Origin of the sequence: Streptomyces scabichelini (genome assembly GCF_011045015.1) — a bacterium.
Lineage (GTDB): Bacteria > Actinomycetota > Actinomycetes > Streptomycetales > Streptomycetaceae > Streptomyces > Streptomyces scabichelini.
The window spans coordinates 1-13,981 of sequence record NZ_JAAKZY010000062.1; the positions used below are offsets into that span (position 1 = coordinate 1).

14 protein-coding genes are annotated in these 13,981 nt (G+C 70.5%); 3 read left to right on the top strand and 11 right to left on the bottom strand.

The features are described 5' to 3' along the window. Nucleotides 1-203: 203 nt before the first annotated feature. Genes G5C60_RS20565 through G5C60_RS20575 form a run of 3 tightly spaced genes read right to left on the bottom strand, consistent with a single transcriptional unit; the run spans nt 204 to nt 1,809 of the window. Nucleotides 204-563: an MmcQ/YjbR family DNA-binding protein gene (locus tag G5C60_RS20565; RefSeq protein WP_165261396.1), complete on the bottom strand. Its 360-nt coding sequence runs from the start codon at nt 561-563 to the stop codon at nt 204-206. 38 nt (nt 564-601) lie between these two features. Continuing rightward, nucleotides 602-1,174, bottom strand: a complete 573-nt coding sequence (locus G5C60_RS20570) for a GNAT family N-acetyltransferase (protein ID WP_165261398.1) — start codon at nt 1,172-1,174, stop codon at nt 602-604. Between the two features lie 26 nt (nt 1,175-1,200). Beyond that, complete coding sequence (locus tag G5C60_RS20575) at nt 1,201-1,809, bottom strand: helix-turn-helix domain-containing protein (protein ID WP_165261400.1); 609 nt, start codon at nt 1,807-1,809, stop codon at nt 1,201-1,203. Between the two features lie 211 nt (nt 1,810-2,020). On the opposite strand from G5C60_RS20575, the gene G5C60_RS20580 reads away from it, so the two are divergent. Further along, nucleotides 2,021-3,904 (top strand): DUF2264 domain-containing protein, encoded by a 1,884-nt coding sequence (locus tag G5C60_RS20580; protein ID WP_165261402.1) that lies wholly within the window; start codon nt 2,021-2,023, stop codon nt 3,902-3,904. Between the two features lie 105 nt (nt 3,905-4,009). Here G5C60_RS20580 and G5C60_RS20585 read toward each other — a convergent pair whose 3' ends face one another. From G5C60_RS20585 to G5C60_RS20610, 6 genes are all read right to left on the bottom strand, one after another. Beyond that, on the bottom strand, nt 4,010-4,600 hold the full coding sequence (locus G5C60_RS20585) for a GAF domain-containing protein (RefSeq protein ID WP_165261404.1): 591 nt from the start codon (nt 4,598-4,600) through the stop codon (nt 4,010-4,012). Beyond that, on the bottom strand, nt 4,597-5,196 hold the full coding sequence (locus tag G5C60_RS20590) for a GTP-binding protein (protein WP_165261406.1): 600 nt from the start codon (nt 5,194-5,196) through the stop codon (nt 4,597-4,599). The genes G5C60_RS20585 and G5C60_RS20590 overlap by 4 nt, the downstream gene beginning before the upstream one ends. Further along, complete coding sequence (locus G5C60_RS20595) at nt 5,174-5,545, bottom strand: DUF742 domain-containing protein (RefSeq protein ID WP_165261408.1); 372 nt, start codon at nt 5,543-5,545, stop codon at nt 5,174-5,176. The genes G5C60_RS20590 and G5C60_RS20595 overlap by 23 nt, the downstream gene beginning before the upstream one ends. Before the next feature lie 2 nt (nt 5,546-5,547). Then, nucleotides 5,548-5,982 carry a roadblock/LC7 domain-containing protein gene (locus G5C60_RS20600; protein ID WP_165261410.1) on the bottom strand — a complete coding sequence of 145 codons (435 nt, stop codon included), beginning with the start codon at nt 5,980-5,982 and terminating at the stop codon, nt 5,548-5,550. Between the two features lie 77 nt (nt 5,983-6,059). Continuing rightward, complete coding sequence (locus tag G5C60_RS20605) at nt 6,060-8,120, bottom strand: sensor histidine kinase (protein WP_165261412.1); 2,061 nt, start codon at nt 8,118-8,120, stop codon at nt 6,060-6,062. 354 nt (nt 8,121-8,474) lie between these two features. Beyond that, on the bottom strand, nt 8,475-9,677 hold the full coding sequence (locus G5C60_RS20610) for an MBL fold metallo-hydrolase (protein WP_165261414.1): 1,203 nt from the start codon (nt 9,675-9,677) through the stop codon (nt 8,475-8,477). 196 nt (nt 9,678-9,873) lie between these two features. On the opposite strand from G5C60_RS20610, the gene G5C60_RS20615 reads away from it, so the two are divergent. Beyond that, nucleotides 9,874-11,064: a glutamate dehydrogenase gene (locus G5C60_RS20615; RefSeq protein ID WP_165261416.1), complete on the top strand. Its 1,191-nt coding sequence runs from the start codon at nt 9,874-9,876 to the stop codon at nt 11,062-11,064. A 129-nt stretch (nt 11,065-11,193) separates the two neighbouring features. Beyond that, nucleotides 11,194-11,799 carry a TetR/AcrR family transcriptional regulator gene (locus tag G5C60_RS20620; protein ID WP_338145877.1) on the top strand — a complete coding sequence of 202 codons (606 nt, stop codon included), beginning with the start codon at nt 11,194-11,196 and terminating at the stop codon, nt 11,797-11,799. A gap of 371 nt (nt 11,800-12,170) precedes the next feature. Here G5C60_RS20620 and G5C60_RS20625 read toward each other — a convergent pair whose 3' ends face one another. Continuing rightward, entirely contained in the window at nt 12,171-12,956 is a 786-nt protein-coding gene (locus G5C60_RS20625; RefSeq protein WP_165261420.1) for a GDSL-type esterase/lipase family protein, read from the bottom strand. A 122-nt stretch (nt 12,957-13,078) separates the two neighbouring features. Then, a complete protein-coding gene (locus G5C60_RS20630; RefSeq protein WP_165261422.1) occupies nt 13,079-13,795 on the bottom strand; it encodes a DUF6250 domain-containing protein in 717 nt (238 codons plus the stop codon). Between the last annotated feature and the right edge of the window lie 186 nt (nt 13,796-13,981).

The window sequence follows — 13,981 nt, forward strand, 5'->3', positions numbered from 1 at the left end:
GCCCCTCCCCCTGTGCCCCGTCGGCGGCGTCACCGCGGCGGCCGCGAACGACCGTCGTACGACAACGTTTTCCAGCCTCGGCCTCGCCCCTCCAGCCTCGGACCGCCCCTGCCGCGTATCCGACCGCGGCACCCCTCCCCGCCGCGGTCGGTCAGCCACCGTCCGGATCATGCCACGGGGCACTGACAACGCCCCAAGGGTTTTCAGTCCGCTGCCGGAAGCCCCAACTCCGGGTACGACTCCAGAAGCCGAGAGCTTGCGGCCTGCCGCCAGGAGTCGGCGAGGATGTCCCGCAGTTCGCCGTCGTCCTCAAGAGCGGCGAGCCGGACGCGCACCCAGGCGAATGCCGCCTCGTGGTCGGCGATCCAGAACTTCTCGGGCTCCGCGAGGGCGAGTTCGTCGCGCTCCTCCTTCGGGCAGCGCACGGCGATGGACGTCTCGTCCTCCGGCAGGGTGGCGAACATCTTGCCCCCGACCCGGAACGTGGGCATGCTCCACGCGATCTTCTCCGTCGTGTCCGGCAGGGACAGGGCGATACGGCGTACATCTTCTGCGTCCGGCATGACTCGCACCGTAGCCAATACCACTGACAACCACCTGCTCAGCCAAGCCGGACCGCGGAACCGGCTCCCGCCGCCGTCGCACGCTCCCGCAGGTTCTTGTAGTAGATCGTCGTGGAGCGCAGGATTCCGTGCGGATCCGTCGCGTAGTCCGGCACGACCCCCGACCGGGACCAACCGGCCGAGCGGTACAGGGACTCGGCGGGGCTCCCGGTCTCGGTGTCGAGAACGAGCAGGGTCACGCCCGCGTCGGCCGCCGCGCGTTCGGCGGTGGTGAGCAGGGTCCGGCCCAGTCCCCGGCCGCGACCGTCCCGGTGCACCATCAGCTTGACGATCTCGGCCCGGTGGCGGCCGTTGGGCAGGTCGGAGAAGGCGACGCCGACGGTGCCGAGGATCCGGCCGTCGTCGCGCGTGACGTCACGCGCGATCCACATCGCGCGGCGGCCGGCGTCGAGTTCGGGGGCGAGCGCCCGCCACCAGGCCGCGGCCGCGGCGCGGTCGAGCGGCGCGAGGAAGCCGACCGAGGATCCGCCGTCCACCACGTCGGCGAGCAGGTCGGCGAGACCGTCGGCGCAGTCGAGCAGCGATGCGGCGGACAGCCGTGTCAGAGGCACTGGAGGCGTCGGAGGCGTCGGCGCGCTCACGGCAGGACCACCACCAGGGCGTAGCGCACGTCCTCCGGCCCCGGGCAGTGGAAACGCGTCGGTCCCCACACCCGCAGTCGAAGGCAGTCGCCGGTGCCGAGACGGTGCTCGGTGCCCTCCGCCGTGATGTCGAGCCGCCCGTCGAGGATCCAGATGTGCTGCTCAAGGCCGGGCACGGGAGGCCTGTCGTACGAGACGTCCGCGCCCGACGCCAGCCGGCCCTCGACCAACTCGCCGCGCAACCCCGCATGCGGCGGCGACACCGACCGGCGTACGAACCCGGAGGTCTTGTCCTCCCACACGCTCTGCTCGGCCGCGCGTACCACTGGCGCATGCCCCGCCTCGACCTCGCTGAGCAGCTGCGACATGGTCCGCCCGTACACCGCGCACAGGCGGTTGAGCAGGGACGCCGTGGGGCTGATCTCGGCACGCTCGGCCCGGGAGAGCGTCGACCGGCTCACCCCGCTACGCTCGGCCAACTCGCCGAGGGACCAGCCACGTTCGGCACGAAGCTCGGCGAGTCGGGCGGCCAGACGGGCGTCGACGGGATCTTGCAGCCCGACCAGCCCGACCTCCGAGCTCTCACCCCTCGCAGCTCTTCTCATATCTGGGATGATATCCCGGATATGAACAACAGATCCACACCCCCGCGCCGGGCGTTCCGCACCTTCATCACCCCCCGGGTTCACCACCCCCGGACCCGTCACGGCTCAATTGATCTCTTAGGGCAACTCAATTGATCTATTGGCGGCAACCGACCGTATCCCTCCTCAGACATCCGTAAGCGCCCGGCCACCGAGGAGTCAGGACCCTGTCATGCCCGCACCGCATCTGGCCCTGCCACCCACCGACCGCGTCCTTTCGCCGCTCACCGGCTGGACGCGGGCGCACTGGGAGGCGCTCGCCGACCGGCAGTTGGAAGCGCTGGTTCCGTATGCCACGCCGGGCCTGGCGCAGTATCGGCTGCCCGGCCGGACTTCCTGGTCGGGTGTGGTGTCGGACGGACTGGAAGGTTTCGCACGGTCATTTCTACTGGCCTCTTTCCGGATCGCGGGGGCGCGGGGGGAGGTGGATCCCCGTCTCGTAGAACGGTATGCGCGGGGTCTGACAACGGGCACGGACCGCGACAGCGGCGAAGCCTGGCCCGAACTCACCGACTGCTCCCAGCAGATGGCGGAGGCGGCCCTGATCGCCGTCGGACTGCATGAGACCCGCCCCTGGATCTGGGACCGTCTGGACGGCGATGTGCGGGAGCGTGTTGTGGACTGGCTGTGGGGTTTCGTCGGCCGCCGCACCTGGGACAACCACTGGCGCCTGTACCAGGTGGTGGCCGAGCAGTTCCTGGCCTCGGTCGGCGCGCCGTACCGGCAGGACGACATCGACGCGGGACTCGACCGCATCGAGGACTGGTACGTCGGCGACGGCTGGTACAGCGACGGCCAGGGCCGCGCCTTCGACTACTACAACGGCTGGGCCATGCACCTGTACCCCCTGCTGTGGTCCCGGATGACGGGCGGCGAGGGCGGTGGCCGCGGCCGGGTCTACCGGGACCGGCTGGCCCAATTCCTCGCCGTCTACCCGCAGTTCTTCGGCGCGGACGGTGCGCCGGTGCACCAGGGCCGATCCCTGACGTACCGATTCGCCACCACGGCCCCGGTGTGGCTGGGGGCCCTCGCGGGCTGCACCCCGCTGGCTCCGGGGCTCACGCGCCGGCTCGCCTCCGGCGCGGTGAGCCACTTCGTGGAGCGCGGGGTGCCCGATGAGCGGGGGCTGCTGCCGCTCGGCTGGTACGGCACGTTCCTGCCGATGACCCAGCCGTACTCGGGGCCCGCGTCACCGTACTGGGCGAGCAAAGGTTTCCTCGGACTGCTGCTGCCCGCGGACCACCCGGTGTGGACGGCGCGTGAACTTCCGCTCCCCGTCGAGGAGTCGGACCAGTACACCGCCCTCCCGGCCCCGGGCTGGCTGCTGCACGGCACGAAGCACGACGGCATCGTCCGCCTGGTCAACCACGGCAGCGACCACAACTCCCCGGACCGGCCCCCCGAGGACGATCCGCACTACGCGAAGTTCGGGTACTCGACGGCCACCGCTCCCGAGGCGGGCGCGCACGCCTGGGAGCGGACCGTGGACGGACACATCGCGCTCCTCGCGCCGGACGGCACCGCCTCACGCCGCCGCCTGATCCTTCCGCTGCGCTGCTCCGGGCGTACGGCGGCCTCCCGTTATCACGCTCAACTGCCGGGCACCGACGCCGAGTTCCCGATCGAGACGACCAGTGTGCTGCGCGGTCCATGGGAGATCCGCGTGCACCGGGTGCAGGCTCCGGCCGGTGTGGCGGTGCGGGAGGGCGGTCACGCGGTCGCTGCCGAGGCCAGGCCCACGGCGGAGCGGGGTGCGGGCTGGGCGCTGGCGCGGACCGCGGACGGGCTGACCAGTGTGGTCGTCGCGCTGCACGGCTGGGACGAGGACGCGGGCATCGCGCGCGAGGTCGAGGCCAACGCCTTCGGTCCGCATTCGGCGACCCCGTACGTCCGGTGCGCGGCCGGCCGTCCGGGCGGCAGGGGTGTGTACGTCACGCTGCTCGCGCTGACCCGGGATGCCGTGCATCCTCAGGCGTTACGGGAGTCGGTGGCCTGCGTGGTGGAGGACCAAGAAGTCCGGATCACCTTCCCCGAAGGGGACACCATTTCCGTATGAAGGCTCCCAGAAGGGGACACGTTTCCGCATGAACGCTCCCCGAAGGGGACACCGTCTCGGCATGAAGCCACCTGAGAGGCCCTTCACAACCGCCCGAAGGGCCTCTCAGAACCCGCCGCTCTCCCGCAGCTCGATCCGCTCGACGAGTTCCGCCGCCATGGCCTTGATGGTGTCCAGGCCTGCCATGCCCCAGGGCCGCGGCTCGACGTCCTCGACGCACACCGTGCCGAGCACGATGCCTGTGTGGTCGATGAGGGGGGCTCCCAGGTAGGAGCGGATACCGATCTCGTCGACGACCGGGTTTCCGGCGAACCGTGGATAGTCGCGGACGTCCTCCAGGGCCAGCGCCTTGCCCCGGACCACCACATGGGGACAGAAGCCGTGGTCGCGGGCCATGGAGCGGCCGAACCCGTACTCCGTACCGTCCGCGGCGACGACCACAGCCGGCCGGTCGCCCGAGCCGGTGCCGTCCGGGGTGTGCAGACCGGCGAAGAACTGCCCGTTCTCGTCGATGAAGTTGACCATCGCGTACGGCACCGCGGCGATCTCCGCGAGCCGGTCCGCGAAGGCGTCGAAGGCCGGCTCGGCCCGCTCCCCCAGACCGAGCCGGCGCAACCGCCGCGTACGGGCGGGCGCCTCCTTGTCCTCGGGGGTGAGCAGCAGCCGACCGGCCGGGCGCGGCGGGTCGTACCTCATGTATGGGCTCCGTAGCTGGCGGCGCGCGTGGGCGCGTGGGCGATCAGGTGGCGGACGAGGGTCAGCAGGGTCTGCACCCCTGAACTGGAGATCCGCGCGTCGCAGCGCACGATGGGGATCTCCGGGTCCAGGTCGATGGCCGCCCGCACCTCCTCCGGGTCGTAGCGGTACGCGCCGTCGAACTCGTTGACGGCCACGATGAACCCCATGCCGCGCTGCTCGAAGAAGTCGACGGCGGCGAAGCAGTCCTCCAGGCGGCGGGTGTCGGCGAGGATGACCGCGCCGAGCGCGCCCTCGGAGAGCTCGTCCCACATGAACCAGAACCGCTCCTGCCCGGGGGTGCCGAACAGATACAGCACGTGTTCCGGATCGAGGGTGATGCGCCCGAAATCCATCGCGACGGTCGTCTCGATCTTGTTCTCGATGCCGTCGAGGTTGTCGGTCGAGGCGCTGACCGTGGTGAGCAGTTCCTCCGTACTCAGTGGCGCGATTTCGCTCACCGCGCCGACGAAGGTGGTCTTGCCTACCCCGAACCCTCCCGCCACCAGGATCTTCAGTGCGGTGGGGAAGGGGTCAGAGCTGTCGTCGTAGTCCATCGAGCACTGCCTCCAGAAGGGACCGGTCAGTGGGTTTGTGGTGGAAGGCCGGGGGCTTCGTGGACAGCGCCCCGCAGTCGACGAGGTCGGACAGCAGCACTTTGGTGACCGCCGCCGGCAGCTTCAGATGTGCGGCCACCTCGGCGACCGAGACGGGCATCCGGCACAGTTCGAGTGCCTGGGCGTGCTCGGGGCCGAGGTAACCGAGAGGGGTGGCTCCGGTGGTCCTCATCTGCGACAGGAGGTCGAGCGCGGTGCTCGGCCGGGTCCGGCCGTTGCTGACCGTGTAGGGGCGTACAAGGCGTCCGGCCGCGTCATCGAGCCAAGGCCCGTCGCCGGCCGCGGCCACGCTCAAGGCCTCATCGCCGGGGGTTCGACGGCGGACTGCCTCGGCGCGGTCATCAGATACGGGCGGACGCTCTTGACCAGCATCGCCATCTCGTATCCGAGCACGGCCGCGTCCGCCTCGCGTCCGGCGAGGACGGCGAGGCAGGTCCCGGAGCCCGCGGTGGACACGAACAGCAGGGTGGAGTCGAGCTCGACGACGACCTGGCGTACGTCACCGCCGTCCCCGAAGCGGACGCCCGCGCTGCGTCCCAGGGAGTAGAGCCCGGAGGCGAGGGCCGCCATGTGGTCGGCGCTGTCGGGGTCGAGGCCGTGGACCGATTTCACCAGTCCGTCACAGGAGAGCAGCACCGCGCTCTTGGTGTGCGGGACGCGCTGCACCAGGCCGCTCATCAGCCAGTCGAGATCGGATACATGGGCGGTCGGCACATCGCTCGCCATGGGGGATCGACTCCTTGAAGTACGTACGTCTGTGGGAGCGGAGGTGTGGGTGGACGTGGAGGTGGGGGTGGCGTTGATCATCCGGCTGATGTGCTCCCGTCGTGCCGGGCGGTGAAGTCGTGACCGGGCGCGGGCGTCGGCTCGCGCAGGATGTGCGCCTCGACCGGTTCTTGCTCGCCACTCCGTGCCGCGTCACTACTTGTCACGTCACTACGTGCCGCATCTCTGCGCGCCGCGTCCCGCTGCTGGGCCTCGGCGAGCCCGATGCCCCGCTGGAACGCCGCCATCAGGCCCGGGTCGTGACCGATGAGGAGGTCCGGGTCCTGGCGAGGTACGGGCCCGTCGCGCAGTTCGGGCACGATGTGCTCCTGGGCCCGTCGTCTGGGCAGTTGGGGCTTGCCCATGGTGCCGCGCACCGCGCCGCCCCGCCCTGTCGGCGACGCGACCGCCTTGTCCATGCTCTCGAGGTTCTCGATCACGATCCGCCGGTCGTCGGGGCGGATACCGGGCAGTGCCTCCGCCGGATTGGGCCGCGCCTCGGCGCCGCGCACCGGGAGCGGCACCGAGCGGCTGCCGTTCGCCGCCGTGGTTCCGACCGGCGCGTCGTCCCACTGCTGCCACGGCATGGCGGCCCTCGCGCCCAGGTGCCCGTTCGCCGTCGCCTCCTGCCACGACGCATGCGATACGTCGCCGGGGGCGCCCGGCGCGACACCCTGCACCGGGATCGGCATGCCGTGGACCACTGTTCCCTGGACCGAAACGCCGTGAGGAGCCGACGTCACGCCTTGCGGAGCCGACGCCCCCTGTACGAACGTCCCGTGCGCCGGAACACCATGGGCCGGCGTGCTGTACGTGGGAGCACCCTCGGCCGGCGCACCGGCCTCCGACACCACCCTCCGCGCCCGCCCCGCCCCCGCCTGCGGCTGCTCCTGTTCCGCGCCGAGAAGCCCCTGCGGAACGATGAGTACGGCCTGGACACCGCCGTAGATGTTGGTCTGCAGCCGGACCGCGATGCCGTGCCTGCGGGCGAGCTGCGAGACCACGAACAGCCCGATGCGGCCGTCCTGCAACAGGCTGGCGACGTTCACCTGGTCCGGGTCGGCGAGCAGTGCGTTCATCTTGGTCTGCTCGGCGGGCGGCATGCCGAGCCCGCGGTCCTCGACCTCGACGGCGAGCCCCGAGGTGACGACGTTGGCCCGTAGCAGGACCTGCGTCTGCGGGGCCGAGAACACCGTGGCGTTCTCGATGAGTTCGGCCAGCAGATGGATCACGTCGGCGACGGCGTGACCGCGTACGGTGCCGTCGATCGGCGGTACGAGCTTGACGCGCGAGTACTGCTCGACCTCGGCGATGGCGGAGCGCAGCACCTCGGTCATGCAGACCGGGTTGCTCCACTGACGGCGGGAGACGGCGCCGCCGAGCACGGCGACGTTCTCGGCGTGGCGGCGGGTGCGGGTGGCGAGGTGGTCGACGTGGAAGAGGCCCTTGAGCAGGTCCGGGTCCTCGATCTCGTTCTCCAGCTCGTCCAGGATCGAGATCTCGCGGTGTACGAGGGACTGCAGCCGCCGGGCCAGATTGACGAAGACCTCGACCTTCTGCTCGCTGCCCGCGTAACTGGACAGCTGGGAGGCCTGGACGACCGCGCTGACAGCGCCGTCGTGAGCGCGCGCGAGGTCGTCGGCGAGCAGGTCGAAGTCGTCGGCGTCCGGGGCGGGGTCGCTGCGCTTCCGGCTCGCGGGCGGTCCGTCCCCGCGCCGCAGCGCCTCGACGAGACCGCGCAGATCGTCCTGGTCGCGGGCGCTGGTGCGGCGCAGCGTGCCGACACGCTCGCGTACGGACCTGGCGGCGCGCTCGGCTGCCACGGCGGCGATCACGATGCCCGCGAGGGCGACCGCGGCGGCTCCACCGAGCACGACCCACAGGGTGAGGCCGGGCCTGGCCATGGTCGAGCGGACGGTGAACAGCACGGCGGCGCTGGCGCTGAGGGCCACCGCGACGGGTGGCAGAACCGCGAGACGGAGGAGCTGGGGCCGTATGTGGGTCTCGGGCAGCGAGGGGGCGGTGCGGGCGACCGGTCGCCCGTGGCGCCCGCCCTCGCGGCGGTCTGCGCGTGCGGCCGGTGCGCGAAGGTGAGACATCGACGTCCTCGTACTGGTATGTCGGGGCCGTGGCGGCTCCCGCGGATCTGCGAGTCGGGCATGCGCCATCGCGGTGCCGTTCGCGCGCGCCGAAAATCCGGCCCCGCGTCGCCCGGCGGCCACTCACAGTAGTTGCCAGCGCATCACACTCGGTGGGCAGTTGCCAAAGTCCGGCAGGCAGCGTCCCGCTCTGGTATGAGGGCTCGTACGACAGACCGATAAGCCCCTCGTATGCGTGTTCCCGTACGTGATCGGATCGATCAGACCTGGTCAGGACCGGTCAGGGAAAAACGGCGAGGGCCGAGGAGCAGATTGCTCCTCGGCCCTCGCCGACCGTCTTCGTGTACGCCCCGGTCACCTGGCCGGGACGGTCTCCGGCTCTCCGGTGTCCTCCGTGGCGTCACCCGGCGTATCAGCGACCGGCTCTTCGACGACGGGCCAGCCACCGGCCGGTGTGAGTGCCACGCCGCGCCACCAGGGCTCGGACGGCACGGTCTCGGCCGTGGGCTCGAAGGGCTCGCCGGGACGGGGCAGCGCGATCCGGGCACCGGCCGCCCGGGCGGCGGTGATGGTCCCCTCACCGGGCTCGGCCCACGGGTGCGCCGCCAGATTGAAGGTCGCCCAGTGGATCGGCAGCATCACGCCGCTGGGCTGCCCGCCCTGGAGGTTCAGGTGGGCGCGCATGCCCTCCTCGGGGGTCATGTGGATGTCGGGCCAGAACTCGCTGTACGCGCCGATCTGGATCATCGTGGCGTCGAAGGGGCCGTGCGCGGCGCCGATGTCCTCGAAACCGGCGAAATAGCCGGTGTCCCCGCTGTGGTAGATCCGGTGCTCCTCGCCCGCCACGACCCAGGAGGCCCACAGCGTGTGCTGCGTGTTGCGCATGCCACGCCCGCAGAAGTGGCGCGCGGGCGTGGCGGTCAGGGAGATGCCACCCACCTGCGTCGACTCGTTCCAGTCCAGCTCGCGCAGCCGGTCCGCCGAGACGCCCCAGTGCTCCAGGTGGGCGCCGACGCCGAGCGGCACCGCGAACACGGTGTCCGTGTCGGCCAGGGCCTTGATCGTGGGCAGGTCGAGGTGGTCGTAGTGATCGTGCGAGATGACGACCACGTCGACCGGGCCGAGCGCGGCCAGCGGCAGCGGCACGGGGTGCAGCCGCTTGGGCCCGGCGAAGCTGAACGGGGAGCACCGCTCGCCCCAGACGGGGTCGAAGAGCACGCGGTGCCCGTCGATCTCCGCGAGCACACTGGAGTGCCCCATCCAGGTGAGCCGCAACCCGTGGACGGGGGGCTTGCCGAGGTCGGCGAGCGTCGTGGCGTGCACCGGCACCGTGCCGGACGGTGCGCGGCGGACGCGCTCCTCCTTACGGAAGAAGGCCTTCGCAAACTCGAGCATGGCACCGTCGGGCCGAGGAGCACCCTCTGGATTCCGGAAGACGCCGTCCGCGAAATTCGGCGATCTGCGGATGCGCTCCATGCGCTCACCTGCGGGATCCGCGCCGAAGGCGGCAGGCCGCCGCGCACGGAGCCCGGAGCTCAGGGAACGGAAACCGGTCACGGCACCTCCAGATGGAATCGGTCTGGCTTTCCATTATGGGCATCACCTCTGACAGCACCGAACCTACTGAATATCCATTCAGCAACATTGGCAGGTTCACGCACGACTTCTCACACTGACTCACTGTTCAGTAATTACGGTGTGATCAGCCAGACACGCAGACCTCCTGGGCCGACCGACAACTTACGGAGACCTCATGACGGGCCCCGACAGCCGCCCCTTGATCACGCTCACCTGGACCGACCACGTCACCGGCCGCCAGGGGCACCTCGTCGTCGACCGGCTGGTCCGCGGTGTGTCCAGCGGCGGGCTGCGGATGCGGGACGGCTGCACGCTCGACGAAGTCACCGGACTCGCCCGCGGCATGACCATGAAGGAAGCCCTGCACTACAACCCGGAGAGCAACTACGTTCCGCTGGGCGGCGCCAAGGGCGGCATCGACTGCGATCCCCGGGCCCCGGAGGCGTACGGGATTCTCGTGCGCTACCTGCGCGCCATGCGCCCGTACATCGAGAACTTCTGGACCACCGGCGAGGACCTCGGTCTCACTCAGGACGTCGTCGACCGGGCCACCGCCGAGGCGGGGCTCGTCTCGTCCATCCAGGCCGTGTATCCGCTGCTCGACGACGAGGCGGTGGCCCGGCGGCGGCTGGCGGACGCGTTCGCCGTCGAGGTGGACGGCATCGGACTCGACGAGCTGGTCGGCGGCTGCGGGGTGGCCGAATCCGTCCTCGCGGCGCTGGACCGGTCGAACCAGCCGTACGCGGGGACGAGGGTGGCCGTGCAGGGTCTGGGCACCATGGGCGGGGCCACCGCACGGTTCCTCGCGCGCGCGGGACTCACGATCGTGGCCGTCGCCGACGTGAAGGGCACGATCGCCAACCCCGAAGGGCTCGACATCGAGGCGCTGCTCGCCGCCCGCGACGCGTACGGAACGGTCGACCGCTCGGCGCTGCGCCCGGCCGACCTCGAACTGCCCGGCGACGCCTGGCTGTCCGCCGAGGCCGAGGTGCTGGTGCCGGCGGCGGTCTCGTACGCGATCGACACCGCCAACCAGGCCGGGATCACGGCTCGTTGGATCGTCGAGGCCGCGAACATGCCCGTACTGCCGGATGCGGAGGAACTGCTCGCCGCGCGCGGAGTGACCGTCCTGCCGGACGTCGTCGTCAACTCCGGGACGAACGCCTGGTGGTGGTGGACGCTGTTCGGCGACATCGGGGCCGACGCGGAGGAGGCGTTCGCCCATACGCGACGCTCGATGCGCACCCTGATCGACCAGATGCTGGCGCGCGCGGATGTCGACGGGACGACGCCGCGGGCCGCCGCGCACGCGATCGTCGGTGACCGGCTGCCGGTGATTTCCGAACGGTTCGGGTGGTATCGGTGACGTCGACTGAGTGAGTCGACTGAGTGAGTTGACTGGGTACTGAGTGAGTCGACTGAGTGGATAGTCAGCAACAGCGCGCTGCGGCATCGGCGAATGAGGCCTCAAAAGGGCCTGTGTAGGGTTGCCCGCGTGGCCAGGGTGCGGTTGAGCGTGGAGGAACGGCGCGAGGAGTTGCTGCGGTCCGCCGTCACGCAGATCGAGGCACGGGGTGTAGCTGCGGTACGGATCGCCGATGTGGCGGCCGCGCTCGGGGTGAGCAACGCGCTGGTGCTGTATCACTTCTCGACCAAGGAGAAGCTGGTCGCCGCCGCGTTCTCGTACGCGGCCGAGGGCGACCTGGCCCATCTGCGCAAGCTGCTCGGGCGCCGTACGACGGCACTGCGCCGACTGCGGGCGGCCGTGCGCTGGTACGCCCCGACGGGGCAGGCCAAGGGCTGGCGCCTGTGGATCGAGGGCTGGTCGGCGGCGCTGCGCGAGCCGGCGCTGCGCGATGTCACGCGCGATCTCGACCGGCAGTGGAAGGCCGCGATCGCCGAGGTCATCGCGGAGGGGGTGGCGGCGGGTGAGTTCCACTGCCCTGACCCCATGGATGCGGCGTTGCGTCTCACCGCGCTTCTCGACGGGCTCGCCGTCCAGATGACGGCGTATGGGGGCGCGGTGTCGCGTGCTCGTACGCAGCGGTGGGCGGACGAAGCGCTTGCTCGCGAGCTGGGGCTGGTTGCCTCCGGCGGTTGAGCGGTTGGGTTCGTTGTTTTGTGCGGGTTCGTTGTGGCTGGTCGCGCAGTTCCCCGCGCCCCTGGGTGGGTGGTGGGTCGGGGCCGTGGGCCGGTGCGTCAGCCCGTCGCAGGGTGGGCATACGGCCCGGTGTCGGTACACAGTGCGGGTTTCCTGAGACCGAACCTACGCGACGGGCGTACGACGCACCGGCCCACGGCCCCTCCCGCCGGTGGGTGAGTGCGGGTGTGTGTGGGTGGTGGGTGTGTGGGAGCTGGGGCTCGTTTTTTGGCTTGGGGCTCGTCCTTGGTCTTTTAGGGGCGCGGGGAACTGCGCGACCAGCCACGACGGCGCTGCAGCCGACAACGAACCCAACCGCCCGAGGCGACCCCTCAAACCGCCGCCCCAATCCGCGTCTTGATGTCGTCCGGCGACAAACTTCCCTTTGCCACCACACGATCCCCCGACGACTCCCCACGAAGCCGCCGCCCGATCCACGGCACCAGGTACTCCCGCGCCCAGTGGATGTCGTCGCGCCGCACCTCGAGGGTGCCGCGCGGAGGCAGGGGCGGCCAGGGCTGGTCAGGGTCCGCGGGCACCGCCAGGCCGAGGACCTGGCCGGCGCGGAGCGCGACGCGCGTGTGGCCCTCCGGCGACAGGTGTAGCCGGTCGTCGTCCCAGGCCCGCCGGTCCTGGATGGTCTTCAGCGACCACAGGTCCAGCACGGGACAGCCGTACCGGTCGGCGATGGCCCGCACATGCCCGTTGTACGTGGCGATCTTGCCGCGCAGATGCTTGAGCACGGGTACGCCACGGGTGTCGAAGCCGGTGGTCACGAGCACCGTGCCGACGGCCGCCGCGAGTTCCGCGACCGCGCGTTCGAAGCGCTCGGCGACCTCGTCGGGATCGGTGCCCGGCCGCAGGATGTCATTGCCGCCCGCGCTGAACGAGACCAGGTCCGGGGCGAGTTCCTTGGCCTGCTGAAGTTGGTCCTCGACGATCTGGTCGAGGAGTTTTCCCCGTATGGCGAGGTTGGTGTAGTCGAAGTCGCCCTCGGGCCGCCGGTCGGCGAGCAGTACCGCGAACCGGTCGGCCCAGCCGACGAGCGCTCCGTCGGGGCCGGGGTCGCCGACGCCTTCGGTGAAGCTGTCCCCCACCGCCACGTACGACCCGATCACTGATCTGCTGTCATTCTTCGAATCGTCTGCCACATCGGCCCATGATTCACCTTCCGATGTGAGCTACGCGACCGTAGGAAGGGGTTGACTTGCGGTGAGATAAGCCACGCGTCAAGTGTTGGTCAACTCGGAATAACCAGCTTCCACACCCGGAAATCCGTGATCCGGAAATGACTCCATACGGTCCGGAACGCGAAGTGCCCACGCGTGTACGGCTCCGGGTCGGCGTAGTCGAAGACGAGCCGCCCGTTGTTCCACCACTGGACGGTCGAGCCGTGCGAGACGATCCGGACGCGGTGGGGCTCGTTCGCCACCAGGAGTGGCTCCGTGTAGTCGTGGATCAGCGGCCGGACGCCCGCCTCGCCCACGTAACGGCGCAGCCGCGTGGTCGTGTTGTAGTTGGCGCCGTAGCCGGAGTAGTACGTCTTGAGGTAGTCGTACTCGTCCAGCGCGCCGCCGCGCTCGGTGGCGAAGAGGTCGTCCGGGGAGCGTACGTCGACCGCGTTCCAGAAGTTGTTGAGGTCCGACACCCGGTCGTTGGCGCCGCCCGCGGAGACCGGTGTGGCCGTGTACTCGATGACGTACGGCCCGTGGAGCTTCCGCTTGAACCAGACCGTCGCGCCGCTCGGCACGTCGATCTCCAGGACCCCGCGGGAGGCGGTGACGCTCCCGCCGTCCTGCAACTCGGTGGCCCACTGGCCCAGTCCGTGCCGGAAGTCGTCGCGGGCGATGAGCCGTCCTCGGCGGTGGCGTGCCGACGCGCTCGCGGTGTGCGCGGGGGCGAGGGCCGCCAGGGCGGCACCGGTGGCCAGGGCTCCGAAGGCTCTGCGGGTCGTCATGAAGGGTCTCCTTTGATGGCCTGCGAGGGGTTGTGCGGAGCTCGCGCTCATGGATAGAAAGCGCTTACTCCGGATCACTCTGGCCGCAACTCCCTGCCGTTGTCGACCCTTTCGACGTCCGGGACAAGCCGAAGGCCGGACCCGGGGATCGGGGTCCGGCCTTCGGTGCGCGAGGGAGAAGCGATC

Bases quoted from the DNA above. Each gene is read 5' to 3' on its own strand.
- G5C60_RS20605 (WP_165261412.1), bottom strand. From the start codon at position 8,120: ATGTCTCACCTTCGCGCACCGGCCGCACGCGCAGACCGCCGCGAGGGC.
- G5C60_RS20630 (WP_165261422.1), bottom strand. From the start codon at position 13,795: ATGACGACCCGCAGAGCCTTCGGAGCCCTGGCCACCGGTGCCGCCCTG.
- G5C60_RS20590 (WP_165261406.1), bottom strand. From the start codon at position 5,196: ATGGACTACGACGACAGCTCTGACCCCTTCCCCACCGCACTGAAGATC.
- G5C60_RS20580 (WP_165261402.1), top strand. From the start codon at position 2,021: ATGCCCGCACCGCATCTGGCCCTGCCACCCACCGACCGCGTCCTTTCG.
- G5C60_RS20565 (WP_165261396.1), bottom strand. From the start codon at position 563: ATGCCGGACGCAGAAGATGTACGCCGTATCGCCCTGTCCCTGCCGGAC.
- G5C60_RS20600 (WP_165261410.1), bottom strand. From the start codon at position 5,982: ATGGCGAGCGATGTGCCGACCGCCCATGTATCCGATCTCGACTGGCTG.
- G5C60_RS20585 (WP_165261404.1), bottom strand. From the start codon at position 4,600: ATGAGGTACGACCCGCCGCGCCCGGCCGGTCGGCTGCTGCTCACCCCC.
- G5C60_RS20575 (WP_165261400.1), bottom strand. From the start codon at position 1,809: ATGAGAAGAGCTGCGAGGGGTGAGAGCTCGGAGGTCGGGCTGGTCGGG.
- G5C60_RS20615 (WP_165261416.1), top strand. From the start codon at position 9,874: ATGACGGGCCCCGACAGCCGCCCCTTGATCACGCTCACCTGGACCGAC.